This is a genomic window from Azonexus hydrophilus DSM 23864 (assembly GCF_000429605.1).
In the GTDB taxonomy this organism is placed as follows: Bacteria; Pseudomonadota; Gammaproteobacteria; order Burkholderiales; family Rhodocyclaceae; genus Azonexus; species Azonexus hydrophilus.
This window is the reverse complement of record NZ_AUCE01000013.1, coordinates 20,465-46,223: the sequence shown is the minus strand read 5'-3', so window position 1 is coordinate 46,223 and position 25,759 is coordinate 20,465. Positions and strand designations below refer to the sequence as shown.

General features: G+C 61.8%; 29 protein-coding genes and 1 tRNA gene. 16 read left to right on the top strand and 14 right to left on the bottom strand.

Going from position 1 to position 25,759, the window contains the following annotated elements:
• Positions 1-23: 23 nt before the first annotated feature.
• The 12 genes from G471_RS0107465 to nosZ all read right to left on the bottom strand — a co-directional run bounded on the left by G471_RS0107465 (position 24) and on the right by nosZ (position 11,436).
• Positions 24-905 carry a bile acid:sodium symporter family protein gene (locus tag G471_RS0107465; RefSeq protein ID WP_028994804.1) on the bottom strand — a complete coding sequence of 294 codons (882 nt, stop codon included), beginning with the start codon at positions 903-905 and terminating at the stop codon, positions 24-26.
• 36 nt (positions 906-941) lie between these two features.
• Positions 942-1,442 (bottom strand): TlpA family protein disulfide reductase, encoded by a 501-nt coding sequence (locus G471_RS0107460; RefSeq protein ID WP_245580530.1) that lies wholly within the window; start codon positions 1,440-1,442, stop codon positions 942-944.
• Positions 1,439-2,266, bottom strand: coding sequence for an ABC transporter permease (locus G471_RS0107455; protein WP_028994802.1), 828 nt, complete (start codon positions 2,264-2,266; stop codon positions 1,439-1,441). Before G471_RS0107455 ends, G471_RS0107460 begins: the two co-directional genes overlap by 4 nt.
• A 1-nt stretch (position 2,267) precedes the next feature.
• Positions 2,268-2,702: a nitrous oxide reductase accessory protein NosL gene (locus G471_RS0107450; protein WP_245580529.1), complete on the bottom strand. Its 435-nt coding sequence runs from the start codon at positions 2,700-2,702 to the stop codon at positions 2,268-2,270.
• 73 nt (positions 2,703-2,775) lie between these two features.
• Positions 2,776-3,627, bottom strand: coding sequence for an ABC transporter ATP-binding protein (locus G471_RS0107445; protein WP_028994800.1), 852 nt, complete (start codon positions 3,625-3,627; stop codon positions 2,776-2,778).
• A gap of 53 nt (positions 3,628-3,680) precedes the next feature.
• Complete coding sequence (locus G471_RS0107440; RefSeq protein WP_028994799.1) at positions 3,681-4,646, bottom strand: NapH/MauN family ferredoxin-type protein; 966 nt, start codon at positions 4,644-4,646, stop codon at positions 3,681-3,683.
• Positions 4,646-5,449, bottom strand: a complete 804-nt coding sequence (locus G471_RS0107435) for a 4Fe-4S dicluster domain-containing protein (RefSeq protein ID WP_245580528.1) — start codon at positions 5,447-5,449, stop codon at positions 4,646-4,648. Before G471_RS0107435 ends, G471_RS0107440 begins: the two co-directional genes overlap by 1 nt.
• 38 nt (positions 5,450-5,487) lie before the next feature.
• On the bottom strand, positions 5,488-6,846 hold the full coding sequence (gene nosD / locus G471_RS0107430; RefSeq protein WP_028994797.1) for a nitrous oxide reductase family maturation protein NosD: 1,359 nt from the start codon (positions 6,844-6,846) through the stop codon (positions 5,488-5,490).
• A 4-nt stretch (positions 6,847-6,850) separates the two neighbouring features.
• Positions 6,851-7,831: a hypothetical protein gene (locus tag G471_RS0107425; RefSeq protein ID WP_028994796.1), complete on the bottom strand. Its 981-nt coding sequence runs from the start codon at positions 7,829-7,831 to the stop codon at positions 6,851-6,853.
• A 119-nt stretch (positions 7,832-7,950) separates the two neighbouring features.
• Positions 7,951-8,682 carry a c-type cytochrome gene (locus tag G471_RS0107420; protein ID WP_043421158.1) on the bottom strand — a complete coding sequence of 244 codons (732 nt, stop codon included), beginning with the start codon at positions 8,680-8,682 and terminating at the stop codon, positions 7,951-7,953.
• A gap of 31 nt (positions 8,683-8,713) precedes the next feature.
• A complete protein-coding gene (locus G471_RS0107415) occupies positions 8,714-9,022 on the bottom strand; it encodes a c-type cytochrome (protein WP_028994794.1) in 309 nt (102 codons plus the stop codon).
• Between the two features lie 80 nt (positions 9,023-9,102).
• A complete protein-coding gene (gene nosZ, locus G471_RS0107410) occupies positions 9,103-11,436 on the bottom strand; it encodes a Sec-dependent nitrous-oxide reductase (protein WP_245580527.1) in 2,334 nt (777 codons plus the stop codon).
• A 292-nt stretch (positions 11,437-11,728) separates the two neighbouring features.
• Between nosZ and G471_RS0107405 the strand changes: the two genes are divergently transcribed.
• The 14 genes from G471_RS0107405 to G471_RS0107340 all read left to right on the top strand — a co-directional run bounded on the left by G471_RS0107405 (position 11,729) and on the right by G471_RS0107340 (position 22,442).
• On the top strand, positions 11,729-12,418 hold the full coding sequence (locus tag G471_RS0107405; protein WP_245580526.1) for an SCO family protein: 690 nt from the start codon (positions 11,729-11,731) through the stop codon (positions 12,416-12,418).
• On the top strand, positions 12,415-13,104 hold the full coding sequence (locus G471_RS0107400; RefSeq protein ID WP_028994791.1) for a hypothetical protein: 690 nt from the start codon (positions 12,415-12,417) through the stop codon (positions 13,102-13,104). Before G471_RS0107405 ends, G471_RS0107400 begins: the two co-directional genes overlap by 4 nt.
• A complete protein-coding gene (locus G471_RS0107395) occupies positions 13,097-13,435 on the top strand; it encodes a hypothetical protein (RefSeq protein ID WP_028994790.1) in 339 nt (112 codons plus the stop codon). The genes G471_RS0107400 and G471_RS0107395 overlap by 8 nt, the downstream gene beginning before the upstream one ends.
• Positions 13,432-14,016 carry an SCO family protein gene (locus G471_RS0107390; protein WP_088177960.1) on the top strand — a complete coding sequence of 195 codons (585 nt, stop codon included), beginning with the start codon at positions 13,432-13,434 and terminating at the stop codon, positions 14,014-14,016. The genes G471_RS0107395 and G471_RS0107390 overlap by 4 nt, the downstream gene beginning before the upstream one ends.
• A 22-nt stretch (positions 14,017-14,038) precedes the next feature.
• Complete coding sequence (locus G471_RS0107385; RefSeq protein ID WP_157272464.1) at positions 14,039-14,665, top strand: hypothetical protein; 627 nt, start codon at positions 14,039-14,041, stop codon at positions 14,663-14,665.
• 99 nt (positions 14,666-14,764) lie between these two features.
• Positions 14,765-15,190: a c-type cytochrome gene (locus G471_RS0107380; RefSeq protein ID WP_028994787.1), complete on the top strand. Its 426-nt coding sequence runs from the start codon at positions 14,765-14,767 to the stop codon at positions 15,188-15,190.
• Between the two features lie 33 nt (positions 15,191-15,223).
• Positions 15,224-16,603, top strand: a complete 1,380-nt coding sequence (locus tag G471_RS0107375; RefSeq protein WP_028994786.1) for a cbb3-type cytochrome c oxidase subunit I — start codon at positions 15,224-15,226, stop codon at positions 16,601-16,603.
• A 153-nt stretch (positions 16,604-16,756) separates the two neighbouring features.
• Positions 16,757-17,347, top strand: a complete 591-nt coding sequence (locus G471_RS0107370; protein WP_028994785.1) for a cytochrome c oxidase subunit 3 — start codon at positions 16,757-16,759, stop codon at positions 17,345-17,347.
• Positions 17,334-17,627 carry a cytochrome C oxidase subunit IV family protein gene (locus G471_RS0107365; protein WP_081700158.1) on the top strand — a complete coding sequence of 98 codons (294 nt, stop codon included), beginning with the start codon at positions 17,334-17,336 and terminating at the stop codon, positions 17,625-17,627. Before G471_RS0107370 ends, G471_RS0107365 begins: the two co-directional genes overlap by 14 nt.
• Positions 17,627-18,427, top strand: coding sequence for a CbbQ/NirQ/NorQ/GpvN family protein (locus G471_RS0107360; RefSeq protein WP_028994783.1), 801 nt, complete (start codon positions 17,627-17,629; stop codon positions 18,425-18,427). The genes G471_RS0107365 and G471_RS0107360 overlap by 1 nt, the downstream gene beginning before the upstream one ends.
• Before the next feature lie 4 nt (positions 18,428-18,431).
• Complete coding sequence (locus G471_RS16995) at positions 18,432-19,160, top strand: Crp/Fnr family transcriptional regulator (RefSeq protein WP_081700157.1); 729 nt, start codon at positions 18,432-18,434, stop codon at positions 19,158-19,160.
• A 63-nt stretch (positions 19,161-19,223) separates the two neighbouring features.
• Positions 19,224-19,628: a cytochrome c oxidase subunit III gene (locus G471_RS0107350; RefSeq protein WP_028994782.1), complete on the top strand. Its 405-nt coding sequence runs from the start codon at positions 19,224-19,226 to the stop codon at positions 19,626-19,628.
• The gene (locus G471_RS16990; RefSeq protein WP_081700156.1) at positions 19,625-20,581 is read left to right on the top strand and encodes a 4Fe-4S binding protein; all 957 of its coding nucleotides are present in this window, start codon (positions 19,625-19,627) and stop codon (positions 20,579-20,581) included. Before G471_RS0107350 ends, G471_RS16990 begins: the two co-directional genes overlap by 4 nt.
• Before the next feature lies 1 nt (position 20,582).
• The gene (locus tag G471_RS0107340) at positions 20,583-22,442 is read left to right on the top strand and encodes a nitric oxide reductase activation protein NorD (protein WP_028994781.1); all 1,860 of its coding nucleotides are present in this window, start codon (positions 20,583-20,585) and stop codon (positions 22,440-22,442) included.
• A 246-nt stretch (positions 22,443-22,688) separates the two neighbouring features.
• Here the strand turns inward: G471_RS0107340 and G471_RS0107335 are convergent.
• A tRNA-Arg gene (locus tag G471_RS0107335) sits at positions 22,689-22,765 on the bottom strand.
• Between the two features lie 99 nt (positions 22,766-22,864).
• Between G471_RS0107335 and G471_RS0107330 the strand changes: the two genes are divergently transcribed.
• Complete coding sequence (locus G471_RS0107330) at positions 22,865-23,737, top strand: HDOD domain-containing protein (protein ID WP_028994780.1); 873 nt, start codon at positions 22,865-22,867, stop codon at positions 23,735-23,737.
• On the opposite strand, the gene G471_RS0107325 is transcribed toward G471_RS0107330, so the two are convergent.
• Positions 23,738-24,238 (bottom strand): C40 family peptidase, encoded by a 501-nt coding sequence (locus G471_RS0107325; RefSeq protein WP_043421151.1) that lies wholly within the window; start codon positions 24,236-24,238, stop codon positions 23,738-23,740.
• Positions 24,239-24,299: 61 nt separating this feature from the next.
• On the opposite strand from G471_RS0107325, the gene G471_RS0107320 reads away from it, so the two are divergent.
• Positions 24,300-25,751, top strand: coding sequence for an NAD-dependent succinate-semialdehyde dehydrogenase (locus G471_RS0107320; RefSeq protein ID WP_028994778.1), 1,452 nt, complete (start codon positions 24,300-24,302; stop codon positions 25,749-25,751).
• The last annotated feature ends 8 nt before the right edge of the window (positions 25,752-25,759 follow it).

Sequence of the window (25,759 nt, the reverse complement as noted above, 5' to 3'; positions counted from 1 at the left end):
GTCGAACGCATTTCAATGGCCAGCTAAGACAGCACCCTGCATAATTCCCGGCGGCTGCGCATGATGTAGAGGAAAACAACAGCGCCAAAATTCATCGTCAACGCGTAGACAACGCTGGGTACCGCAAGCGCTGGTTGCTGAAACAACGTAAGCGCGACAAAGATGCCTAGGCCGGCATTCTGGAGGCCACATTCCATCGCAATGGCAATGCTGTCGCGACGCTGCAACTGGGCAGCCCAGGCAATCGAAAAACCGCCGAGCATAGTCAGAACGTTGAGCAGCACAGTCGCGCTGCCAACCTCGGGCAAGCCGCTGATGATCGTATCGCGGTGGGCCATAAAGGTAATCATGACAATGCCCACAAAGAAACCAGTAGCGACCCGGCTGACGACACGTTCAGATCGCTCACCGATCAACTGGAGCTTGAGGCGTAGCACCATCCCAAGCATGATCGGTAGCGTTGTCACCAGCAACAGGCCGGCGAACAGCTTGCCCAAAGGCAGATCACCCGCACTCACATGAACACCGCCAGCCGGGACTCCCTGTAAACCGAGCACCGCATTGACGACAAAAGGCAGCGTAAGCAACGCAAGCAGACTGCTCCCGACGGTCAGAACCAATGACAAAGCAGTATTTCCACGCGCCAAATGAGTCAAAAAGGCCGAACTGACGCCTCCAGGGCAGGCGGCGATGATCATCAGGCCGAGCAGCATGGTTTCCGAAAGCTGAAGGCTGATCCCAACCAGCACAGCAGACAACGGCACCAATACGACTTGGCCGAACATACCGAAAGCAACACCGCGCCAATTAGCGAGCGCGCTGCGAAAATCGCTCACGCGCAGCGATAGGCCAAGCGAAAACATGATGAAGGCCAACACCAGCGGCAGAAAGAAGTTTTCGATCATGATCCGAGACCGACTATTCGGGCGTTCCGCCAGCCATCACTTCAGTAGCAACGGAATGGCGGCATCAAAATCCTGGCGGGTGAACAGCCCCATTTTGCGCTGGACGATATTGCCTTGGCTGTCGAGCAGCAGTGTGAACGGCAGCCCGGTGCTACCGTTGCCCAGCGTCTGCATCAGCCAGATGGCCTTTTTCTTGTCGACAACGAGCGGGTAATTGACGTCGTAGGCCGTAGCAAACTCCTTGACGGCGGCCGGGTCCTCCTCGACGGCAATGCCGAGCACGGTCAGGCCGCGCCCGCCGAACTCGCTCTGGAGCTTGACCAGTTCGGGGATTTCCTTGCGGCAAGGGGGGCACCAGCGGGCCCAGAAATTGACGATCAGCGGCTTGCCGCGGAATTTATCGAGATTGACTGGTTGGCCGTCGACGCCAGTCAGCGTCGCTGCAAACAGCTGGGCACTGTCAGTAGCGCCAGCGGCAGCCGAAAAGCCCAGTCCGAGCACGGCGAACAGTATGCAGAGCAGCTGGCAGACTCTCACAGCAGGTCTCCCCGACGGAACAGGAAGTAGCCCAGTGCCGCCGAGCCGAGGCCGAGGAGCGCTGGATAAGCCAGGGCAAACAGACGGAAGCCATCGGTACCGAACAGATCGAGGATAACGTAGGCCGAAGGACCAAGCACGATCAGTTGCGGGTCGAACATCGCCAACGCGGCGGTGCGGAACACCTGTAACGGATTGACCAGTGCCAACGTGACCGCAAGCTCAGGGTCTACCCGCCCCTGGATCATCACGCCAAGCAGGATCAGATCGAGGAATAACAACAGCACCAGCCAGATCATGAAGGCCGCACCCTGCGCCATGTCGGTGGTACGGGCGAATGCCGAGATGAGCATGCCGATGCCGAGGAAGCACAGCGCCATCGCCGCCAGCAGGCCGGTGTAGTAGGCGAACATGTTCCACGGCACTTCGATGTCCACGATGCTCGCCCAGATGACCGCACCGAACATCGCCAGGAAAACCGGCGCGAAGACAACCAGGTAACGGCCGAGGAACTTGCCCCAGAACCAGGCCTGCAAGGCGACCGGCAACGACAGCAGGTATTCGAAGACACCGGCCTCGCGGTCGCCGGCAACCGAACGGACGGTGGTGATCAGAACGAAGATCGGCAGGATCGCCATGGTCAGCTGGATATAGGTCACCAGCAGACGCGACAGGCCGATGAAACCGAGTACGCGTGACTCGGTCAGTCCGAAAACGAACAGCAGCGCGACGATGCCCCCGAAAACCAGGGTGTAGATCTGGAACCAGCGCGCACGCAGGGATTCGACAATGTCGAGTTTGGCGGTCAGCCACAGTTGATTCATGTTATTTGCCCTTGGCCAGAACATGCTGGCGGGTATCGGTGAAATCCAGGGCCCCCGCCAGCGGCGCAGCAACGGCGGCAAAGTTGTAACCCATCGGCGAAGTCCGTGAAACGAAGTAGGCGCGCTTCGGGTCGAGCCAGCGCATCTCCTCACGGCTCTTGCTGTCGTAGTCGGCCACCCAATGGCGGGTGGCGGCATCGGCCAGCCAGGGATACTTGTCGGCCTGCTCCCTCAGCCAGAAGATCAGGCAGCCGACATCGTCGAACTTGAATACCGTATCCTTCGGACCGCCTCGAGTCTGCGCCGCGAAACGGCGGTCGGAGATGACCATATTGCAGCGCACGCAGGTATCACGATCCCACTTGATCTCGGCCATGCCTTCGGGCCAGCCGCCTTTCCTGCCACAAGCGGCAAGCAGTGCGGCAAGGGGGCTCAACAACAGCCCCCCGGCCGCTGAGCGGAGGATGAAGCTCCGTCGCTGTTCGCGGTCAATTGACGGCGCACACATATCAACCCTCACGCAGCGACAGGTCGGCGACCAGCGCGGTATAGCGCGACACGATGCCGAGGAAGCGCAGGCGGTCCGGCCCCGCGATACCCCCCTGCCAGACCAGTTGCCCGGCGTCGGGAACCAGTTGCCAGCCCTCGACCGCCTTGGCAAAGGCCGGCTCGAAGCGCTTCAGCACGATGCGGCAGAGCAGCCTGTCGGTCAGCGTTGCATCGTCGGCGACCTGGGCGTCGATAACGACCTTGCCCATGTCCATCTCGATGACGCGGTTGACCAGCGACGAAACCTCGTCGAGGCGGTGGCTGGAAATGATCATCGTCGCATCCTCCAGACGCTCGGCCAGCAGGTCGAAGAAAATTTTGCGCGCTTCCGGATCAAGATTGGCGGCCGGTTCGTCCATGATCAGCAGGCGGGCATCGCGGCCGAGCGCGATGGCGATCAGCAGCTTCTGCTTCATGCCACCGGAAAGACGCACGAACTGCCTGGACAGAATCCCATCGACGTCAAGCCCTAGCCGCTTGCCGATCGCATGGATACGCGCCGGATCGGTATGGCACAGGGCCGCCGAAAAATCGATCAGCTGGCCAACCGGCATTTTCAACGGTGGCGGCAACTGCGGCACGAAACCGATCCGGCCAAGCACCGCAGTACGGTTACTGCGCGGATCGAGGCCGTCGATGCGGACCTCGCCCTGGTGGTCGTACTCGCCGAGCAGACAGCGGATCAGCGTGGTCTTGCCGGCGCCGTTCGAGCCGATCAGCGCAACGCGCTCGCCGATGCCGATGTCGAGATCGATACCGTTGAGAACGCTGGCGCGGCGGAAGGACTTGCTGAGTTTCTTGAACTGGATCATGGCTTGGATTCTAGGCTGGGCACTGGCGGTTCACTTTGAATCTGGATCAAAAATCACAAGAGTTTCGACAGCCCCTTGACCTCGTAACGCAACGCGCCGGTCGGGCAGATATCGACGCAATAACCACAGCGCGTGCAGTCCGGACCTAGGCCGAGCGTTTCCTCGGCGGCCCGGCCCTTGATCGTGACGTCGAGGACGTGCGGCACCAGGCAGACCTTGCGGCAGTCACCTTCATGGAAACAGTGTTCGACGTGGTAGGTGATCTGCAGCGGCGAGATTACGCCGACCGCACCATAGGTCAGTCCGATCGGACAGACATAGCGGCACCAGGCGCGGCGCGACCAGAAGATTTCGAACAGCAGCAGCAGGAACACCCAGCCCAGCGCCAGCCCCGGCCCATAGATCAGCGCCCGCGACAAAATGCCGGTCGGGGACAGCGTCTCGAAAATGGTATACCCGGTCACCACCGACAGCAGCGCGAACAGCAGCCAGAATACCGTGCGTGTCCCGCGGTGGAATTCATGGTCGGTGACGATCTTGCGCTCGACCAGCCACAAATGCAGCTTCTCGGTCCATTCGGCAAGCAGGTGGTAGGGGCAGACCCAGGAACAGAAACTGCGCCCGCCGAGCAGCACCCACAGCAGGAAAACCGTGAAGGTACCGATGAACAGGTTCACGATGATGTGCTTGTGGGCGAGCATCACGTGCAGCGCCGAGTTCAGGTCGATCAGGTGGAAGCCGACGAAACGCGACGCGGTCAGCGCCCCTTCGAGAATCTGGATGTCAAGCCAGAAGCTGAAGACGAACAGCAGGTTGGTGGCGATCAGCACCGCCCAGCGGCGGTTACGCCATTTGTGGCTGGTCTCGTGGTGCGCGCGCGCGTGCAGCTTTTCCTTGATGTAGCGATCCTTGTCCTCGTACTTGAGGAACATGATCTTCTGCACCTTTTCGGAGACTTTCTCCGGCTTTTTCGGGGCTGCGCCGAGCATCCCCTTGATCAGATCAAGTGGGCGTCCCATCACGCACCTCCCTTCCAGACGGCCTGCGCATCAACGACGATGGCCGCCGTCTCGACCGGGCAGATCATCTCGCAGACGCCGCAGCCAACGCATTGTTCGTGCACCATCGGGATGAAACGCCCGTCGCCGGTCGCCTGCAGCGAGATGGCATCGGCGATCGGACATTCAGTAACACAAAGATCGCAGATCTCGCGCTCGTAAGGATGATCCCGCACCGGGATCGGCGCCCAGCGATCGACGTCGACGTAGCGCATTTCGCCCTTGAAACCGGGACCGCGTGCCTGCCCCTTGAAACCCTTGCCCTGCACCGCCAGACAGGATTCCGGTCTGGCCAGGCGGGCCAGACCGAAGCGTTCCTTGAGATTGAGACTGGGTTCCGGATCATTTGCCTTGGCCTTGAGGATGGGCGCATGGGCCAATGGGGCACCGTTACGAACACCGAGAAAGTCAGGCTTCTCGTAAGTCAACGCACCGGTCGGGCAGGCCAGGATGCATTGGACCGCATCGCAGGAAAAATCGCAGGCCTGGTCACGCGCGGCGATGTAGGGAACGCCGAGACCGAAACCGTCGGTGATGTCGCCAAGTTTGATTGCCTGGACCGGACACACCTGCACGCACTGCCCACACTTGATGCACGAGGCCAGCAAATCGGCCTCGTCGAGTGCGCCGGGCGGACGCAGCAACGACGCCCGGGCACTGCTGACCGGAATGTAGCCGAGTAGCGAGGCGCCAACGATACCGACGGTGAGGCCGAGCGATTGCAAAAATTTGCGCCGCGCTTTCTGCGCCTTTTCGATGGACATCGCTGGCTTGCGCGCAGCGGACCTACTGTCTTCGCCGCTCATGACAAGGCCTTCCGTTCTGGCTTGTGAAACACCGGCTGCTCGTCGCGCAGGATCAGGTCAGGCGCCGAAAACGGCGCCAAGCGTTCAAGGAAGTCGAGCAATTCGAGCACCGGTGAACTGCGGAAGAAGCGCGCCATCGGTAATTCGATCCAGATTCGGTCGGCGTAGGAATAAAGCTCATGGACGTTGTCGCCAATGCCATCACCGTTACGGTCAAACCCCTGATAGTCGTCCCAGAAATTGCCTTCCCAGAAATTCTTTGACGAGTCTTCGCTACGCCCGCCATAGCTGACCTGGGTCAGGTTACCTTCGAACAGGTTGCCGCGCATGTTGTTGCCGCCGGTCTCGCTGTTGAACTGAATGGCAATGCCGTTGTAGGCCAGACGGTTGTTACGCACTTCGATGGTGCTGTCGGGCTGGAATGGCGACAGATCGGAACCGATACCGATGCCGCAGTAGATGATTTCGTTGTTCTCGATCAGCGTGCCAGAGGCTTCCTTGAAGCCAATGCCCATGCCGGTGGCGCCGGTGGCATGCGAAATGATGTTGTTGGTTGCAGCACCGCCTTCGGTGTACATGAAATAGACACCGACAGCGTTGTCGTAGAAGCGGTTGCCGTCGACAACGTTTTCGTTGGCAAACATGAAGTGGATCGAGTAACGGCTGCGTCGCCCTAGATTGTCGATGAAGCGGTTGCGGTGCGAATACCAGGCGACCATGTCACGCGAATCGACGATTTCATTACCCTCGATCAGATTGTCATGGCTGTACCACAACCGCAGGCCATCACCACGCACACCCAGTTCGAGGTCCTTCGAACTGATCTTGTTGCGGCGCACCGTGCTGTTGCTAACCTGTTTGAGATCGATACCGAAGAGGCAGTTATCGACGACGACATCCTCGATCAAATTGTCATGACCGCGCACATCGAGACAGGAGTCGTCGGTATCGTGCGAGTCACCCGAACCGGTCAGCCGTACGCCGCGCAGGACCGAATTGCTCGCGTTCAGCACCATGACCGTACCCTTGTCACCGGCATCGATGGTGACCTGTCCCCCACCTTCAATGGTCAGCGGCTTGTCTATGGTCACCGGCCCGGCATAGACCCCGGGCGGCGGTTTCAGTACAGACCCGGGTTCGGCTTTGTCGACCAGATCCTGGAAGGGCTTCAGGCCATGGATGCGCTTGTCGCGCTCAATCAGCATGAAGACCGGTTTCGGGCGGTCGATGGTTACCCGAGGTGCCGTGCTCAGATCGGCATTGGCACCGAATTCCTGCTCGCTCTGGCCGAGCGTGGCCGTGCCCAGCAGGGACAGCGCGAGCACGGAGCGCAACAGTCTCGACGAGGTTGTCACGGTCTTACTCCTGTTCCGGGTTTTCACGCAGTTGCTTGCGACGGATCAGCAGCGCCAGCATCATGCAGACGAAGATCACCAGCAGCAGGCCATAGCCCCAGTACGGATAGGAGTAGGTGGAGAATTGTGCGACCTTGCCCTCGCCGAAAACTGTCGGCATGAACGGCTTTACGGTGAAGGCCCCCCACGGATGCATGTTGTGGCCGAAGAACCACAGCCAGGCCGAGTAGGTAATGACGAAGAACACTGGCAGCAAAGCCGGCACCAGCGCCATCAGCAACTGGAAACTGCGCAGTTTGGCGACACCGGCAATGACCACCGCCATCACCGCGATCAGGCCGAAGATGACCAGCTTCGAAACCGACGATACAGTGTCGCCCCAGGCCTTGATCTTGTCCGGCTCATTGAAGAAGGTTGCGGTTTCGGTCATGTAATAGGCGACGTGCGCGTCTAGCCTGCCCATGACGAACTGGTCGACCAGCATCCACGCGGCGACACCGGCAAAACCTGCGCCCAGCACGAGCAGACGGGGTTTTTTCCGGGGCACGGCAAAGGCCAGCAGCATGACCCCGAAGAAACCGAAGAAGAATTTGGCCAGGGGCTTCTCGACCGGCGCGCCGGAAGCAATCGGGAACATCCCGACATAATGGTTGATGGTGTTCATTTCGTGCACACAGTCGAGACCTTCGGCTTTCATGTCGAAGTTCTTTTTCTGCGGATCAAGGATCGGGTTCCAGCGTTCGTCTTCGTGCGACAGATCTTTCTGGATCACCTCGTTGGCCATCCTTGTGCCTTTGCCGGCCGCCTTGCAACCGTTGTACACACCGTCGAAATGGAAATGGATGCGGATACCGTCAGGGAAGGCATCTTCGGGATAATTCGGCGCCGTCAGCGAGACCCACCAGATCGGGGCAAAATAGGCAACGATCAGGCAAATCAGCGATACGAGGCTGAGGCCGGCGACGATACGATTCTGTTTCTCCATGAGACTACCCTTTTTTCGCTACTGACCCCGCCAACCGGGTCGAGGCCGTCCGCCGGAAGGGCGAACGGCTTGCGCAACAGGCTGATTTACTCAGCTTCTTGTCTGCGTGAATTTACGACTTACTTCTTGCCCTTCGGCTTGCACATCGCGCCCGGCATCTGCAGGCTGGCCTGGTAGGCAGAGATTGCCACCAGTTGATCGTTGGTATAGGGCTTGATGACCTTGACCATGTCCGGGTTGGCATTGCGGCGATGGCCATCGCGGATCTCGGTCATCTGACGCAGCAGGTACTTGTAATGCTGGCCGGCAATCACCGGATAGAACTTGGCCTTGTCGCCTTCGCCGTTCTTGCCATGGCACTCGACGCATTGCTTCTCGTACAGTGCCTTGCCCTTGGCAATCTGGGCGGCGGCATCGGCACCTTCATACTTGCCGTGATCGGTCGGGATACACAGGCTTTCGATGTATGCGGAAACATGCGCCAATTCCTCGGGATCAACCAACTCCTTGGCAAACGGGTACATCGTCGGGTTGTCGCGCAGGCCCATGCGGATGTCAGCCATCTGCTTGATCAGCACGGTAGTGTGCTGACCGGCCAATTGCGGGAAAGTCCCGTCAGGGCGGCCAGCACCGGAAGGCAAATGGCAGGCGCCGCAGATCTCATAACCCTCCTCACCCTTCTTGGCGACCCCCTTGACCGCTAGGGCTGCCTTCATTTCGCCTTCCATCTTCGCCCACTGGTAATCCTTGGACTCGATGCCCGCCGCCTTCGGTGCGGGCGGTCCGGCAAATGCAACGCTACACGGCAACAGCACGCTGGCCAGTGCCAAGGTGATTGTTTTCTTGAACATGATTTCCCTCTCCTCTCAAGGATTTCGTGGCTTATTTCAGCGAAGCCAGGTACTCGGCCAGGACCTTGATCTCGGCATCGCTGACCAGGTGCATGACGCCCTTCATCGCAGCGGACTGGCCGTTGGCACGGGCACCGCTCTTGATGTCCTTCATCTGTTGTTCGGCGTAAGCGGCATTCTGGCCGGCGATCTTCGGATACTGCGGCGTCAGCGTCTTGTTGCCGTCCTTGCCATGGCAGGCGACACAGGTTTTCTCGGCATACAGCTTGGCGCCTTCCCCGGCAGCAAAGGCGCTGCTGGCAAGAAGTGCGCCGACGATCAGGGCAATGGTCTTTTTCATGAAATTTCCTTTTGGTCTTGATGGGGGCAGTTTCCTACCTGCCCCCTGAGATTCGCTTTAAGACAGATCAAAACGCCGGCTTACTTGACCTTTCTGGCGCCGTTCTGCTCGAGGTAGGTCTTGGCTCGCAGGCCGATGTCAGCCGCCTTGACCTGGTACTGCCAGACCTGCTCCGCCCACAGATTGGCCTGCTCCCAGTCCTTCTGGGCCGCCGCCGCTTCATGCTTCTGCTTCGCGTCCTTGATCTTGTTCAGCTGGTCCGTCGCGTCCTCAACCATCGCCACCACGTCCGGGAAGTCCTTGAAGTTCGTGCTGGTGATATACCCCACCACCGAATCAATCACCGCCTGCGTGTCCGCAACCTTCTTCAACGTCGCCTTGTAATCGGTTTCCGTGTAGTTGCCCTTGGCCATCGTCGTCTTCGTCGGCTTCCACCCCTTCGGCTTCACCAGCAGGTAACCCTGCATCTCAAGGTGCAGCGCCGAGCAGAATTCCGTGCAGTAGTACGGATACACCCCTTCCTTGTCGGCCTTGAACTTCACCGTCACCGTCTTGCCCGGCTCAACCGACGCATGCACGTTGTACGTAGACACCGTGAAGCCGTGGGTCTCGTCCTGCGCACGCTCCAGATTGGTCAGGTGGATCGTCACTTCGTCGCCCACTTCAGCTTCGATCGTTTCCGGCGTGATGTGCGAACGGATCAAGGTGCCATAGACCGTGATCTTGTTGCCCTTCTTCTCGATCCGTTCTTCACCGGCACGCACCGCACCCGGATGCGGCTTGTCGGTCCGGCTGTCAGTACCCACCTTGTAGCGAACCCCCGGCTTCAGCTTCGAGGCTTCGATCGCCACCACGTAGTGCGGCTCGCCCAGCGGCAACGGCATGTCGTACAGCAGCTGCATCTTGTCGTTGGCAATGTCGATCAGCTGGTGGTTCTGCGGATGCAGCGGCCCCACCGGGTTGAAACGGTCGATCGACAGCTTGTTCAAGGCCACCAGGTAACGCCCCTTCGGTGCCACCGTGTCACCTTCCATCGTCATCAGGTGACCAATGTTGTAGTGCACCGAAATCTTGTCCAGCACCTTGCCCTGACAGAAGTCCCACTTCGCCACCTGACTATCCACATACAGCGATGTGTAGGCAATGCACTTCTTCGAATCAAACTGCGTGTGCAAGGGGCCCAGACCCAACTGCACCTGCGTGTGCAGCGCGTCCTTCATCCCGATCACCGGAATCCCGTACGGGTCCTTCGATTCAAATTTGCCGGCCTTGATCGCCGCCTGGATCTTCTCGAAGCTGTACACCGATACGTGCGTGTCCAGCTTGCCCGACACCACAATGAACTTGCCGTCCGGCGTCACGTCCGCCCCGTGCGGCGACTTCGGCTCCGGAATCAGGAACAGAATCCCTTCCTGTATCGCCGTCTCCATCATGAGCACATCGTGACCGTTGATCTTCTTCGCCTTGCCCTGCTTGACCAGCTCCGCGGCCTTCTTCCAGTTGATCACATGCAGGTAGTCGGTGTCCTTCGCCGAACACCCGGCTTCGTACGGCGGACGACCCTTCTCGATGCCACCAACGTAGCGCTCCGTACAGAACGAGTTGGTGAACGACCAACCGTCCGATGGGCCCTTGCCCGCATCCGACAAATCCTGCGAGTACGGCGGCAACTCAACCGTGAAGGACTCCTTCGGGTTCAGACGCCCTTCCTTGCGGTCAAACTTCCAGTACGTCACACCACCGCGGTACTTCTCGTTGAACTCCTCCAGCGGATAGAACTTCTTGTTCTCCAGCGGCGCGGCATACTGCGCCGCCTCGATCACGTACTCCGTGTTCGGCGTCACAAAGGCACCACCGTGCTCCGACTTGAAGATCGGATTGACCACGATCTGCTTGGTCTCGAAATCGCGCAGATCAATCACCGCCAACCGCGGATTGGCCTTGTCGTTGATGAACAAGAACTGCCCGTCGTACTGGCCGTTGGTCTCCGAGATCGCCGGGTGGTGCGTGTCGCCCCACGTGATTTCCTTGCCGTCGATCCAGCCTTGCTTCAAGACCGCCTTCGAGTTCTCGTCAAAGCCGTAGCCTTGCCACGGTTCCGGCGTGAATACGCCGATGTACTTCAGAATCCGCATCGACGGAATCCCGTACACAATCACCTGACCCGACTGCCCGCCCGAACTGAACGCCAGAAACTCATCCCGCTTCCCCGTCGGTACATACGTCTTCGCCGCCGCCAGCAAATCCTGCTGGCTCAGCCCCCGACGCTTCAGAACGTCCTGCAGCGATTCCGCCGAAACAGCCGAACCCATCGCCCCAAGACCCAGACCCGCCGCCAGCAGCAGCACGCCCGACTTGATCCCTAATCCTCTCATCTTCGTTCTCCCAAAATATTTTTCCAGGTCAAACCCCAATCGCCTCAACTCCTACCCATGCCCCAACTCAGGGTGCGGCAATTTGTCGCACTCTATGACGCCGTCCCAGGGAAAAAATTGATCGATCCTAAATTCCCCGGTTTTTTTGAGAATGGACGCTGGCGAAGACAAAATCCATCGCCCATATTCCTGATTTATCTAGGACTTTTCCTAGCCGCGACCGGAGTATTCGGGCGTCTGCAATCAGTTCCCATGGGCTTAATCACCCCGGCCCGGACATGCACAATGCCCCCTGTTGCCCCTCATTGCGCAACGGAAAACCGGAAATTTGATGGCGATTAAATTTTTCCGCCCGCGCCTAGCAAATAATCCGGGCTGCCTGCCAACAATCGCCTGCATCCACAGCACGACCCGTCGAAACATGCTGGAAAAAACCCTTGCCGTCATTGCCGTTCTGCTTGCGCTAACGATCGCTGCGTTGGCAGTACTCTGGCATCCACAAGTACCGGAGCGTGACATACCGCGCCCCGGACTACCTCCCGGCGGCGACTTCGTGCTCGACACAGCTGCCGGCAGGCTGGCCCTCTCTGACCTGCGCGGCAAGGTCGTGATACTGAGCTTCGGTTACACCGCCTGTCCCGACATTTGCCCAACAACACTGATGACGCTGGCCGACGTGATCGCCCAACTGGAACCGAGCGAGCGAGACGCTGCCGCCTTCCTGTTCATCTCGGTTGACCCGGAACGCGACACGCCAGAGCACCTGGCTGAATACACCGCCTTTTTCAGTCCGGCGATCACCGGCGCCACTGGCTACCCGGCAACGCTGGCCGATATCGCCCGACGCTACGGTGTGATTTACAACCGACCGGAAGGCGGGGGCGAGAATTACGCAGTCGATCATTCGGCCGACCTCCACCTGATCGCTCGCGATGGCCGCATCGCCGACAAGATCGCCCACGGCACGAGTTCGACCGCGATCACCTCAGCCATCCGAAAACAGCTGCAGAGCCGACCATGAAACCCGCTGCCGCCTGCCTCGCCCTGATGCTGAATTGCCCACTGCTGGCCATCGCCGAAGCCGGCCCGGCACTCTACCGGCTGTTCCTCGAACAAGCTGCCGCCACCGATTGCATCGAGGTGGACATCGATCTCTCACACGGCGAGACGGCGCTTACGACGCCCGAGGTATTGCGCTACCCACTGCGCGGCAAGGAAATTGCCGAGGGCTGGAGCTGGCCTGACAGCACCTCCCGCGACCTGGATTACTACCGCTACAAGTACCTGCCACTGGCTTCCGAAAGTGAAGATGGGCAACGCTACCAGGCCGAAGACAAGATCGGCGAACCTCAGACCATGACCGAGCGTTGGCGTTACGACTATTTTCTTGCCTTTGCCAACTACGCTGCTTTCGTCGCCAGCGACGACGACGACGCGGCGCTGGTCGTACCGCTGCCGCCCGGCACCGAGTCTGTCAAGCTGGGACTGCATGCCGAAGCCTGCCTGACGCCACCGGTAACGCGCGAAAGCACGACATTCTGGAAGGCCACGCACGCGGCGCCGGTCGACCTGACGTTGAAGAAGCGTTATCTGGTCGGCGAGCTTACTGCCATCCACGTCGTCGATCTCGATGACGGCCGCCGGCTGGCAAGTTTGAAGCCGCGTCCGCCCCAACCCATCGCCAAGAAGGAGTCCAAGCATGACTAAATCCCTCCCCCTGCTCGCCCTGCTACTCACCTTTGCCAGCGTCACCCACGCCGACGAAACCGCCTTGCGCCAGGCGATCGGCGAACTCGGCACACTCAACGGCATTGCCCTGGCCTGCAAACAGAATGCCCTGACGGCGCGCATGCGCGAAATCATGGTCGATACCGTGCCCAAGGAAAGAAATATCGGTGAAGTCTTCGAACAGGCGACTCACGCCAGTTTTCTCGATTTCGGCAGCAGCGGCAAAGTCTGCCCGGACGGCAAAAGCCTGGCTGGCGACATCGACCTTGCCCGCGAGAAACTGCGCCTTGCCGCCGGCAAGACATCATGAACCGGCGCGCCTTCTGCCTGCTGCTGGGCACTCTGCCGGCGCTGGCCAGCGCCACGTCGGCGCATGACCTGCTGATTGGCGAAGTCCGCGATATCCGGCCACGTTACCTGTTGGTCGGACCGCAGGGCTCGGCGGTATCGAACGAGGATTTTCGTGGCCGCTTCCAGCTGATCGCCTTCGGCTACACCTTCTGCCCGGACATCTGTCCGACAACCCTGCTCGAAATGGCGGAAATCCTGAAACTGCTTGGCGAAGACGCCCGTCAGCTGCAGGGCATCTTCATTTCGGTTGACCCCGAACGCGACACGCCAGCGTCACTGGCCACCTATACCGGTTTCTTCGACCCACGCATCGTCGGCCTGACCGGATCACCAGCACTGGTGCAGGCTGCCGCACGTAACTTCAAGGTGCGCTACGCCAAGGTCGCCCGCGATGCCGGTGACCCCAACCTCTATGCAGTCGACCATTCGGCCGGCCTCTATCTGCTCGGTCCGGACAGCCGCTTCATCAAGAAATACGGGTACGGTACCTCGACGCAATTGATCACCGACGAACTGCGCGACTTGTTCCGTCAGCCCTGAACGCAACCCCATGGAAACCAGCATGCCCAAGACCCTGATTGCCGCCGCCCTGCTCACCGTATTCGGCCTCGCCCACGCCGACCAGCCGGCCACCGCAGTTGCGCCAGACAAGATTGCCCGCGGCCTGCTACTGCAGCACGAGGAGCGTCTGATCTTCTCACCCTGCCGTGATCGCAGCTATACCAACGTCGACGATGCTTCGGCCGGTGGCGAAGTGAGCGCCGCCCTGCGCCAGTTTGGCCTGGGCAACGGCAAACCGCTGTATATCGAAGTATTCGGTGCCGCCGAGTCAGGCATGTTGCGCATCAATGACCTCAACATGGCCCGTCGCGATGCCCGCTGTTACGCGCCACGGCGCAGCACCGGCGAATGGCGCGCCGGTGCCGGCGCAGCCTGGTCGCTGACACTGTTTGAGGGGATGGCAACCCTGCAACGTAACGGTCAGCCGGACTTGACAGGTAGCTACGAGGAAACCTTGAGCACACCAAAGCAATCAGAAATCCGAATTGCCGGCGCCTCCCCTGTCGCTGTCCGGATTACGCGCCAGCGTTGCCGTGACACTGCTGGCGACGACGAGCGGCTGTTTGCCTGGCAGGCCGAAATCACCACGGCCACGGGCAAGCTTGAAGGCTGTGCGTGGCGCCAGTGACTCTCGCGAATGACATTGTTTTTCAGTTCTTAAGGCAGATCATGGATTGAAAACCGCCGCAAATTGAAACTTCCCGCACCGTCAACAAGGAGCGCGAAAATGAGCGGCATATTCACAAAATCCATGGCACGGAACATCTTCTACGGGGGGACGGTGTTCTTCTTTCTGCTATTTCTTGCCCTGACCTTTGATTCACACAGGGAATTTCCCAAGCGTGACAATTCGCAGAACCTGACGCCGCAGGTCATCGCCGGCAAAAAGATCTGGGAAACCCGTAACTGCATCGGCTGCCATACCCTCCTCGGCGAAGGCGCCTACTTCGCCCCGGAGCTCGGTAACGTCTATCCGCGTCGCGGCCCAGACTTCATCAAGGGCTGGATGCAGGCCCAGCCCACCGGCGCACCCGGCCGTCGCCAGATGCCGCAGTTCCATCTGACCGACGAGGAACTCGACAACATCGTCGCCTTCCTCAAATACACCTCCGAGATCAATACCGCCAACTGGCCGCCCAACATCGAAGGCTGACCGGCTCATAAACACATTCAGGAGTTCACTGCGATGCAATATCAATCACAGGCGGTCGCCAAGCCTTACTTCATAGCGGCCATCGCCCTCTTCACCGGTCAGATCCTGTTCGGCCTGATCATGGGCATGCAGTATGTCGTCGGGGATTTCCTCTTCCCCGAAATCCCCTTCAACGTGGCCCGCATGGTCCATACCAATCTGCTCATTGTCTGGCTGCTGTTCGGCTTCATGGGCGCGGCCTACTACATGGTCCCGGAGGAATCCGAAACCGAGCTCTACAGTCCAAAACTGGCCATCGCGCTGTTCTGGATCTTCCTGCTGGCCGGTGCCGCCACCGTCCTCGGCTACCTGTTCGTGCCCTACGCCACACTCGCCGAATTGACCGGTAACGACCTGCTGGCGACCATGGGGCGGGAATTCCTCGAACAACCTTTACCAACCAAGCTCGGCATCGTCGTCGTCGCCCTGGCCTTCCTCTTCAACATCACCATGACCGTCCTGAAGGGCCGCAAGACCGCGATCTCGACCGTACTGCTGATCGGTTTGTGGGGCCTGGCGATCTTCTTCCTGTTCTCGTTCTACAACCCGCACAATCTGGTCAAGGACAAGTACTACTGGTGGTGGGTCGTGCACCTGTGGGTCGAAGGCGTCTGGGAATTGATCCTCGGTGCGCTGCTGGCTTTCGTGCTGATCAAGGTCACCGGTGTCGACCGTGAAGTGATCGAGAAGTGGCTGTACGTGATCATCACCCTGACCCTGGTCACCGGCATCATCGGTACCGGCCACCACTACTACTGGATCGGCGCGCCCGAGTACTGGCAGTGGTGGGGTTCGATCTTCTCCGCGCTGGAACCGATTCCCTTCTTCGCCATGACCGTGTTCGCCTTCAACATGGTGAACCGCCGCCGTCGCGAGCATCCGAACAAGGCTGCCGTCCTCTGGGCGCTCGGTACCGGCGTGATGGCCTTCCTCGGCGCTGGCGTCTGGGGCTTCCTGCATACCCTGGCGCCAGTCAATTACTACACCCACGGTTCGCAGATCACCGCCGCCCATGGTCACATGGCTTTCTACGGCGCCTACGTGATGGTCGTCCTGACACTCATTTCCTACGCCATGCCGATCATCCGCGGCCGGGCCGCCAATTCCAACAAGGCGCAGGTCCTGGAAATGTGGTCCTTCTGGCTGATGACCATCGCCATGGTCTTCATCACCCTCTTCCTGACCGCCGCCGGCATCCTCCAGGTGTGGCTGCAGCGTGTCGCCGAGGTACCAATGTCGTTCATGGCCACCCAGGACCAGGTCGCCCTGTTCTACTGGATGCGCGAATGGGCAGGCGTCATGTTCCTCATCGGCCTCATCGTCTATATCGTCTCCTTCTTCGTCAATGGCGACGACAAGGCAACAGCCCGGTAAGCAGCACCCTTCCTCATTGGGATTTCGGGCGGCGCAAGCCGCCCGTTTTTTTTCCCTGGCATGCCTCCCGCATCGGTTACGCCAAGCGGACATTTATTCAAAAATTAGCGCGGATCAAAGCTGAGCACATCATCGCTACCTAGACTCGCCGGCATGAGCCATCACACCCTGACCTTGTCCGCCACGCCATCTCGCCGACTGGCCGGTGACCTGGCGATCTGGTGCTTCATCGGCGCCGAACTGGTCGCCTTCGCCGCCTTCTTCGGCGCCTACGCGTTCACCCGCGCCAGCCACGTCGCCGAGTTCAATCTCGCCCAGCAAGGCCTGAACCGCGACGCCGGCGCCGTCAACACCTTGCTGCTGCTGACCGCCAGCGCCTTCGTCGTGCGTGCCGTGCAGGGCGCGCTGGCCGGCCGCGCCCGCGCCGACGCGGTCTGGCTGCTCGCCGCGATCGTCTGCGGCATCGGCTTCCTCGGCGTCAAGGGCGTCGAATACGCGGCCGCCTTCGACCAGGGCATCAGTCTGTCGAGCAGCACCTTCCACATGTTCTACCTGTCGCTGACCTTCTTCCATTTCATGCACGTGATCCTCGGCCTGATCATCCTCGTCGTGCTCTGGGCCGGCATGCGCGCCGGCCGTTACGGGCCGCAGGACATGAACGGCCTGGAAAGCGGCGCCGCCTACTGGCACATGGTCGACCTGGTCTGGCTGATCCTCTTTCCGCTCGTCTATGTCATCCACTGAAACCATCCCGGCCGGCAGCCACGGCAGCCCGGCCGGCACCCTGCGGCTATGGCTGGCGCTGATCGTCGCCACGCTGCTCACCTGGCAACTCGGCGAAGGCGGCGGCAGCCTGCCGCTCACCGTTGCCGTCCTCGGCATCGCGCTGCTCAAGGGCGCCGCCGTCGCCCTCGATTTCATGGCCCTGCGCCATGCCCCGCCGCTCTGGCGCAATCTGCTGCTCGGCTGGCTGCTCTTCGTCTGCGCGCTGATCGGCCTGGCTTACTGGAAAGGCATTGCCTGATGAACGCCCCCGAAACCCGCCTCGACCTGCCCTATTACTCGCCTTGTGGCCAGGAGGAAGCGATCTTCGAATCGGCCTGGCGCAACCGCCTGCCGCTGCTGATCAAGGGCCCGACCGGCTGCGGCAAGACCCGCTTCGTCGCTCACATGGCCGCCCGCCTCGGCCTGCCGCTGTACACCGTCGCCTGCCACGACGATCTCACCGCCGCCGATCTGGTCGGCCGCCACCTGATCGTCGACGGCGACACCCGCTGGTCCGACGGCCCGCTCACCCGCGCCGTCCGCGAAGGCGGCATCTGCTACCTTGACGAGGTCGTCGAGGCGCGCAAGGACACCACCGTCGTCCTCCACCCGCTCGCCGACGACCGGCGCATCCTGCCGATCGACCGCACCGGCGAACTGCTGGAGGCGCCGCCCAACTTCATGCTGGTGGTTTCCTACAACCCCGGCTACCAGAACCTGCTCAAGGGGATGAAGCCGTCGACCCGCCAGCGCTTCGTCAGCCTGCGCTTCGACTTTCCCGAGGGCGAGCGCGAAACCGCCATCCTGCTGCGCGAAACGCAATGCCCCGCCGACCTCGCCCGGCGCCTGGTCGGCATCGCCCACGGCCTGCGCCAGCTCAAGGACCAGGACCTCGAGGAAGCGGTCAGTACCCGCCTGCTGATCTACGCCGCGCTGCTGGTGCGCGACGGCATGGACCCGGTGGTCGCCTGCCGCGCCGCCATCGTCGACAGCCTGACCGACGATCCCGAAGTCGCCGAAGCGCTGATGGAAGTCATCAGCGCGACTTTCGGCCGCTGACGCCATGCGGACGACGACCCACGCCAGCCCGGCTGCGATGCCGCTCAGCGCCACCGAGGTGCTGACCCGGACGCCGCTGTTCTCCGACCTGCCCGCCGACGACCTGCAACGGCTCGCCCAGGGCTGCCGGGTCGAGCACTACGACCGCGGCAACATCCTCTTCCACAAGGGCGACCCCTGCCACGGCTTCCATCTCGTCCTCGACGGCCAGATCAAGCTCGCCTTCGTCTCCGCCGCCGGCAACCAGAAGGTGGTCGAGATCATCCGCCCCGGCCAGAGCTTCGGCGAGGCGGTGATGTTCATGCAGAAGCCCTACGTGCTGATGGCTCAGGCGCTGACCGACTGCCAACTGCTGTTCATCGCCAAGGACGTGATCTTCCAGGAAATCCGCAAGGACCCGGATTTCTGCCTGCGCCTGATCGCCGGGCTGTCGATGCGCCTCCACCACCTGATCAAGGACCTCGAGATCTACTCGCTGTGCTCCGGCCGCGAACGCATCGTCGGCTACCTGCTCGGCGAAATGACCGACGACGAATGCAGCCCACCCGACGGCAGGGTCGAGATCTGCCTACCAACCCACAAGAGCACCATCGCCTCGCGCCTGAATCTGACTCAGGAGCATTTTTCGCGCGTTCTCCACGAACTCGCCAATGATGGCCTGATCGAGATAGAAGGCCGGCGCATCGTCGTTCCGGATGTCACCAAGCTACGTTCCAGCCTGTGCTTGCCGTAACTCCCCAAACCTCAGGCCGACACCGTTTTCATCGACAGTCAGCCCCCCCTTCGAGGAAACCCCTTGACCATCACACGCCCCGACCCACTCAAGCACGTCATGCCCGGACCGGCGCTGGCGATTGCCGCCGGCGCCCTCTTCCTGATCAATCTCATGCTGCTGCCCGGAATCGCCTTTGTCATCCTCGTCGGGCTATGGTGGAAACATCGTGATCATGCCGATCTGCTGGTGCGCAACCACTTGCTGCAGAATGTGGTTGCCAGCTTGTGGGGGGGCGCCATGCTGATCAGCGTCAGCATGGCCATCCTGCTGCTTGGCGGCTTCTCAAATCCGTGGACCTGGCTGCTCGGCATCCTCTACTTCATTCTCTGCCACGCCGGGCTGATCTACCTCGGCGTAATGGGGCTGATCCGGGCGATGAACGGCCACGCCTGGCGTTTTCCGTTGATCGGACCACCTCCGCCATGAACGATGCGCGGCAACGCCAGCGGCTGGCGTTCCAGCTTGGCTTCTTCGCGCTTTTTCTTCTGGCGCCGGTGTTCAACCTGTTTCGCTACGACCTCGACGCAGGCCATGCCTGGCTGCTCGGTTTCGAATGGCGACTCGGCCTCGACGAATTTCTGGCTGGCCGCATCGGTGCCAGCGAAGCCGCTGCCAACGTTCTGCTCCGCCTTTTCCTGCCGCTGTTCGCTGGCGCTGCGGTTTTCCTGCTGATCGCCCGGCGCTGGGGACGGCTTTATTGCGGTTGGCTGTGTCCGCACTTTTCGGTGGTTGAGGCAATCAACGGCCTCATGATGCGCGCCAGCGGCAAGCCCAGCCTCTGGGAACGGGAGGCCCTGCCGCCCTGGCAGGCCGACGGCAGCCCGCGCCAGTACAGCCCGGGCTGGTGGCTGCTGGTGGTACCTGCCACCGTCGTTTTCGCCTTCGCCTGGGCAGTCATCTTCCTCACCTACCTGCTGCCGCCGGCCGAAGTGTATGGCAACCTGTGGCAGGGTACGCCGACACGCAATCAGGCCTTGTTCATTGGCGCCTTCACCACCCTCCTCAGCCTCGAATTCCTGTTCGCCCGTCACCTGTTCTGCCGCTATGCCTGTGCCGTCGGCCTGTTCCAGTCGCTGGTCTGGATGGGCAATCGCGACGCCATGGTGGTCGGTTTCCAGCGCTCACGCGGCAACGACTGCAACCGCTGCCTGCCGGAACGCCAGTCGGCCTGCGACATGGCCTGCCCGATGCGGCTCAACCCACGCAACATCAAACGTCACATGTTCACCTGCACCCAGTGCGCGCAGTGCCTCAGCGCCTGCGCGACCAGTCAGCGCGACAATCCCGGCGGCCCATTGCTGCTCTGGGTCAAGGATGCCGCGGCACGGCAGAACGAAGCCGGCTTCCGGCCCGGCAAGCAGGACAGGACGGGAGACTAGGATGGAAGAATGGGTCGGCAAGGTCTGGCATCGCTGGATCACTCGCGCCGCCGGCGGGCACCATCCGCAAGCCGCCGTCGAACTGAAAGCGCTGGCTCGGCCGCTGGCCATCTACTTCCGCGCGCTCGGCGGCGACCCCGGCCTGCGCGTGGCGGCAGCCACCAACGATGTCCTGGGCCACCGTCGGCACTGGCTGGCCCGCCTGGCCGGCAGTGACGAGCGCGGCGCGCTGGCCCGGCGCGATGACGCCACCCTGCGCCTGCCGCCGACCATCGACGCCTTTGCCGAGCCTGCACTCAACCGCGACCTCTATTACTGGCTGGCCGCGCTGGCCGCCAGTCACGATGCGCTGCCCGAACAGGTGCCGAGCGACCATGCGCACTTTGTGCGGCGCCAGCAACAGGCGACCTGCCACGCACTTCAGCGCTGGCCCGGCCTGCACACCCGCTACCACCGGCTGGTCGAGGCCTACCTGCCCTGCCGCCCTCCGCTTGCCAGCCTGCCGCCTGCCGAAGCGGCGCGCGAGGCAGCGATCCGGCAGGCCTTGCAGCAACCGGGCAGCATCGATTCCCTGCCGCCGGTGCCAACTGGCAAGCCACCGGCCCAACCGGTACTGCTCTGGCTGCACGCCGACCTGCTGGAAAAATCACCAACTGCCCCGCCCGGATCACGCGCAACGACACCCGGTGACGGCGGCAACAGCCAGGATGCCGGCGACGATGCCCATCGCGGTGAGCGGATCACGCCGCCGGCGGAAAAGAACGGCCTGCTGATGTTCTTCCGCGCCGAAAGCCTGCTTTCGGTTGCCGAGTTCCTGCGCATCAACCGCAGCGTCGACGACGATCCCGACCCGCACGCCGCCGACGCCGCCCGCAACCTCGAACAGCTGGCACTGGCCACACCGGATGCCGGCGAACGGATTGCCACCCGTGTCCGTTTCGATCTCGACCTGCCCTCGGCTGCCGCCGACGACCTGCCGCTGGGCGAAGGCATTCCCCTGCCCGAATGGGATTACCGCAAGGGCACGCTGGTGGCCGACCATGTCCGCCTGCAGGAACTCGTGGCCCGCGAGGCGCCGGCCGGCAAGCTCCCCGTCGAATTGCGGCGGACCGCCAAGCGGCTGCACCAGCAATTCGCCGCCCTGCAACCGCAGCGCCGCTGGCTCAAGGGGCAGCCCGACGGCTGCGAACTCGACCTCGACGCCATTTTGCGCGCGACCACCGACCGAGCCTGCGGTTACCACGGTGGTGAGCAACTGTTTCAGTCGCTCGAACGTCGGCAGCGCGATCTGGCCTGCCTGGTCCTGGCCGACCTCTCCCTGTCGACCGACGCCTTTGTCTCGAGCGAGGCCCGCGTCATCGACGTGATCCGCGACGCCCTGCTGCTGTTCGGCGAGGCCCTGCGCGGCACCGGCGACCGTTTCGCGATGTGCGGCTTTTCGTCGGTGAAGCGCCAGGTACGCTTTCATCGGCTGAAGGATTTCGGCGAACGCTTCGGCGACATCGCGCGCGGCCGCATCCAGGCGATCAAGCCCGGGTTCTACACCCGCATGGGCGCGGCGATACGACGCAGCAGCCAGTTGCTCGGCGACGAAACCGCCGGCCGCAAGGTGCTGATCATCCTCTCCGACGGCAAACCCAACGATCTCGATCAATACGACAGCCGTTACGGCATCGAGGACACCCGTGCCGCCATCCAGGAAGCCCGACACCAGGGCATCGTGCCGTTCTGCCTGACCATCGACCGCACCGGCAACAGTTACCTGCCTCACCTGTTCGGCGTCAGCGGCTACAGCATCATCCGCAACCCGGTCGAACTACCGGCGCGCCTGCCGCTCTGCTACGCACAACTGACCCGCTGAAGCCAGCCAGAAAAGAAAAAGACCCCGCACAGGGAGGTGTTTGTGCGGGGCCTGAAGACAATCGGGTCAGCGATCATCAGGGGGTCAGGTTGTGTCTGGAACAACCTGAAACGCAGTGTAGGAGCCCTGCCTTCCGGCAACAATCCGCCAAAGGGATTAGCTGCCTCTCTCTAAGGGGGTAGGCCAAAGCGAGGAGAAGAGAAAAAGAAAAAGCCCCGATCTATCAGGGCTTTACTCTAATGCAACTGGCCCGCCCGGCGCGATTCGAACGCACGACCCCTGCCTTCGGAGGGCAGTACTCTATCCAGCTGAGCTACGGGCGGAAAATGAGTGCGGATTCTACTCCTTAGTCCCCCCTTGCGTCCATGGCGGATGATCGAATATGCTGTTGGTAAATATCTTAAATGACAAAAACAAAACATATGGCACACAACAAGACTTATGAACTCAGTCATGACGACCTGAACAAGGTCATGGCTTCGGTCGATATCCCGGTTTGCCCCGGCGTCCTGACCGAGGCGATGAGTGAAGCGCAGAAGGATGAACCGGATATCCGCCGCCTGGCCGACATCATCACCGCCGACCCCGGGATGTCGGCGGCGGCGCTGAAGCTGGCCAATTCGCCGCTGTATGGCAGCGGCCGGGCGGTTTCCAGCGTGCGCAATGCTGTCGAGCGCCTGGGGACGAAAAATATTGTCTGCGTCGTGGTGGCTTCGTCCCTGCGCGCCAGCATCACCGGGCTACCGGCGGCCTGGCTGGAGCAGTTCTGGCGGCGCACCAGCATGATGGCCCTGGCCGCCAGCCTGATCGCCCGCCGGCTGTACGGGATTTCACCGGATGCCGCTTACACCTACACGCTGTTCCACGATGCGGCGATTCCGCTGATGATGAAGCGCTTCCCCAATTACGGCGAAGTGCTCGAGAAATGCGAGCGGGAAGGCATGCTGCTGGAACAGGCAGAAGCCCAGTTCTTCCCCTGCACACACCCGATCGTCGGCTCGCTGCTGGTCCGCAACTGGGGATTGCCGCCGATTCTCGGGCAGGCCATCCGTTTCCATCACGAACCGGATGCCTACGATCTGCCGGATCGCACCCTGCCCGGCGGCGCGCTGTCGTTCATCGCGGTGACCCAGGTGGCCGAGCACCTGCTGGCGGAAATCCAGCAAGGGGAAGACCTCGAGGTCGGCAGCGCGTTGTTCGAACGGGCAATCGACTATCTGGGAATTTCACCGGACGACCTCGACCGTCTTCGCCAGCAGGTCAATGCCGCCATCGAGGACGCCAGCCTGGCCTGATCAATCGAGCAGCGTCCGCGCCGCCTCGTAGCGTTGTGCGAAATAGCTGCTGCTCATGTTTTCGATGCGCACCCGGCCATTGGTCGAGGGCGCGTGGATGAAGCGGCCGTCGCCGATGTACAGGCCGACGTGGGAAAACGGCCGGTTCATCGTATTGAAGAAGACCAGATCACCCGGACGCAATTGCTCGCGCGGTACCGGCCGCCCCTGGCGGGCGATGTCGGCGGCACTGCCCTGAACCCGGCGCCCGGTGGCCTGGTCGAAGATGTAGCTGACCATGCCGCTGCAGTCGAGGCCAGCTTCGGGATTCTTGCCGCCGAAGCGGTAGCCGGTATCGATCAAGGACATCGCGTACATCACCACCTCGGCGGCCTCGCCGCTGACCGCCCGGGGCGGCTGGGTTATAGTTCCCCTGCCGTCGGCGCTGCGCGGCAGCGGGCTGCCGCAGGCGCTCAGGAGTAGCGCGGAGATCAGCAGCAGGCAGGAAAGGGACTGGCGCATTATTAAGGTCATTTCTTGAAGTTATTTATAACTTAACGTTTTTACAGGATTTTTCAAGCCCATGAACTTGCAGAACATGAATCTACTCCGTGCGACCAACCTGATCGGCGGGCAATGGATCCCTGCCGACGACGGCCAGACCCTGACCGTTGTCGATCCGGCGGACGGCCGGGAGATCGGCCGCGTGCCCCGCTGCGGCGCCGCCGAAACGCAGCGCGCCATCGCCGCGGCCGACGCCGCCCTGCCGGCCTGGCGGGCGCTCACGGCACGCCGCCGGGCGCAGTTGCTGCAGGCCTGGAACAAGCTGATCCTCGACCATGCCGACGACCTCGCCACCCTGATCACCGCCGAAGGCGGCAAACCGCTGGCCGAAGCCAAGGGCGAGGCCATTTATGGCGCGTCCTTCGTCGAATGGTTTGCCGAGGAGGCCAAGCGCACCTACGGCGAGAGCATTCCCAGCCCGGCGTCTAACACCCGCCTGCTGGTGGTCAAGCAACCGGTCGGCGTCTGTGCCGCGATCACTCCGTGGAATTTCCCGCTGGCGATGATCACCCGCAAGGTGGCGCCGGCCCTGGCCGCCGGCTGCACGGTCGTCGTCAAACCGGCCGAGTCGACGCCGCTGACCGCCCTGGCGCTGGCCGTTCTGGCCGAACAGGCCGGCTTCCCGGCCGGCGTGTTCAACGTGGTCACCGGCAATCCGGCAGCCATCGGCAATGAACTGTGCGCCAGCCCGATCGTCCGCAAGCTGTCGTTTACCGGCTCGACCGCCGTCGGCCGCCTGCTGATGGCCCAGTGCGCACCGACCATCAAGAAACTGTCGCTGGAGCTGGGCGGCAACGCTCCCTTCATCGTCTTCGACGACGCCGATGTCGATGCCGCCGTCGACGGCGCGATTGCCGCCAAGTACCGCAATACCGGCCAGACCTGCGTCTGCGCCAACCGCTTCCTGGTGCAATCGGGCATCTACGAGGAATTCGCCCGCAAGCTGGCCGAACGCAGCCGGACGCTGAAAGTCGGCGCCGGCACCGAGAGCGGCGTCGCCCAGGGACCGCTGATCAACGCCGCCGGCCTGGCCAAGGTCGAAGCCCACGTCACCGATGCACTCGCCAAGGGCGCCCGCGTGCTCTGCGGCGGCGCCCGCCACGAGCGCGGCGGCAACTTCTTCCAGCCGACCGTGCTGGCCGACGTCAGCCGCGACATGCTGGTCGCCCGCGAGGAAACCTTCGGCCCGCTGGCCCCGCTGTTCCGCTTCGAGACCGAGGAAGAAGCCGTGGCCATGGCCAACGATACCGAATTCGGTCTGGCCGCCTATTTCTTCACCCGCGACATCGGCCGCAGCTGGCGCGTCGGCGAAGCGCTCGAATACGGCATGGTCGGCGTCAACACCGGAATGATCTCGAACGAGGTCGCGCCCTTCGGCGGCATCAAGCAATCGGGCGTCGGCCGCGAAGGCTCGAAGTACGGCATCGAGGAATACCTGGAAGTGAAATACCTCTGCTTCGACGTCCGCTGAACGCTGAC

What these genes read in the sequence shown, in the direction of transcription:
- G471_RS0107465 (WP_028994804.1), bottom strand. Translation starts at nt 905, where the DNA reads ATGATCGAAAACTTCTTTCTGCCGCTGGTGTTGGCCTTCATCATGTTT.
- G471_RS0107455 (WP_028994802.1), bottom strand. Translation starts at nt 2,266, where the DNA reads ATGAATCAACTGTGGCTGACCGCCAAACTCGACATTGTCGAATCCCTG.
- G471_RS0107445 (WP_028994800.1), bottom strand. Translation starts at nt 3,627, where the DNA reads ATGATCCAGTTCAAGAAACTCAGCAAGTCCTTCCGCCGCGCCAGCGTT.
- G471_RS0107440 (WP_028994799.1), bottom strand. Translation starts at nt 4,646, where the DNA reads ATGGGACGCCCACTTGATCTGATCAAGGGGATGCTCGGCGCAGCCCCG.
- G471_RS0107435 (WP_245580528.1), bottom strand. Translation starts at nt 5,449, where the DNA reads ATGTCCATCGAAAAGGCGCAGAAAGCGCGGCGCAAATTTTTGCAATCG.
- G471_RS0107425 (WP_028994796.1), bottom strand. Translation starts at nt 7,831, where the DNA reads ATGGAGAAACAGAATCGTATCGTCGCCGGCCTCAGCCTCGTATCGCTG.
- G471_RS0107420 (WP_043421158.1), bottom strand. Translation starts at nt 8,682, where the DNA reads ATGTTCAAGAAAACAATCACCTTGGCACTGGCCAGCGTGCTGTTGCCG.
- G471_RS0107415 (WP_028994794.1), bottom strand. Translation starts at nt 9,022, where the DNA reads ATGAAAAAGACCATTGCCCTGATCGTCGGCGCACTTCTTGCCAGCAGC.
- G471_RS0107405 (WP_245580526.1), top strand. Translation starts at nt 11,729, where the DNA reads ATGGCGATTAAATTTTTCCGCCCGCGCCTAGCAAATAATCCGGGCTGC.
- G471_RS0107400 (WP_028994791.1), top strand. Translation starts at nt 12,415, where the DNA reads ATGAAACCCGCTGCCGCCTGCCTCGCCCTGATGCTGAATTGCCCACTG.
- G471_RS0107395 (WP_028994790.1), top strand. Translation starts at nt 13,097, where the DNA reads ATGACTAAATCCCTCCCCCTGCTCGCCCTGCTACTCACCTTTGCCAGC.
- G471_RS0107390 (WP_088177960.1), top strand. Translation starts at nt 13,432, where the DNA reads ATGAACCGGCGCGCCTTCTGCCTGCTGCTGGGCACTCTGCCGGCGCTG.
- G471_RS0107385 (WP_157272464.1), top strand. Translation starts at nt 14,039, where the DNA reads ATGCCCAAGACCCTGATTGCCGCCGCCCTGCTCACCGTATTCGGCCTC.
- G471_RS0107380 (WP_028994787.1), top strand. Translation starts at nt 14,765, where the DNA reads ATGAGCGGCATATTCACAAAATCCATGGCACGGAACATCTTCTACGGG.
- G471_RS0107375 (WP_028994786.1), top strand. Translation starts at nt 15,224, where the DNA reads ATGCAATATCAATCACAGGCGGTCGCCAAGCCTTACTTCATAGCGGCC.
- G471_RS0107370 (WP_028994785.1), top strand. Translation starts at nt 16,757, where the DNA reads ATGAGCCATCACACCCTGACCTTGTCCGCCACGCCATCTCGCCGACTG.
- G471_RS0107365 (WP_081700158.1), top strand. Translation starts at nt 17,334, where the DNA reads ATGTCATCCACTGAAACCATCCCGGCCGGCAGCCACGGCAGCCCGGCC.
- G471_RS0107360 (WP_028994783.1), top strand. Translation starts at nt 17,627, where the DNA reads ATGAACGCCCCCGAAACCCGCCTCGACCTGCCCTATTACTCGCCTTGT.
- G471_RS16995 (WP_081700157.1), top strand. Translation starts at nt 18,432, where the DNA reads ATGCGGACGACGACCCACGCCAGCCCGGCTGCGATGCCGCTCAGCGCC.
- G471_RS16990 (WP_081700156.1), top strand. Translation starts at nt 19,625, where the DNA reads ATGAACGATGCGCGGCAACGCCAGCGGCTGGCGTTCCAGCTTGGCTTC.
- G471_RS0107340 (WP_028994781.1), top strand. Translation starts at nt 20,583, where the DNA reads ATGGAAGAATGGGTCGGCAAGGTCTGGCATCGCTGGATCACTCGCGCC.
- G471_RS0107330 (WP_028994780.1), top strand. Translation starts at nt 22,865, where the DNA reads ATGGCACACAACAAGACTTATGAACTCAGTCATGACGACCTGAACAAG.
- G471_RS0107325 (WP_043421151.1), bottom strand. Translation starts at nt 24,238, where the DNA reads ATGCGCCAGTCCCTTTCCTGCCTGCTGCTGATCTCCGCGCTACTCCTG.
- G471_RS0107320 (WP_028994778.1), top strand. Translation starts at nt 24,300, where the DNA reads ATGAACTTGCAGAACATGAATCTACTCCGTGCGACCAACCTGATCGGC.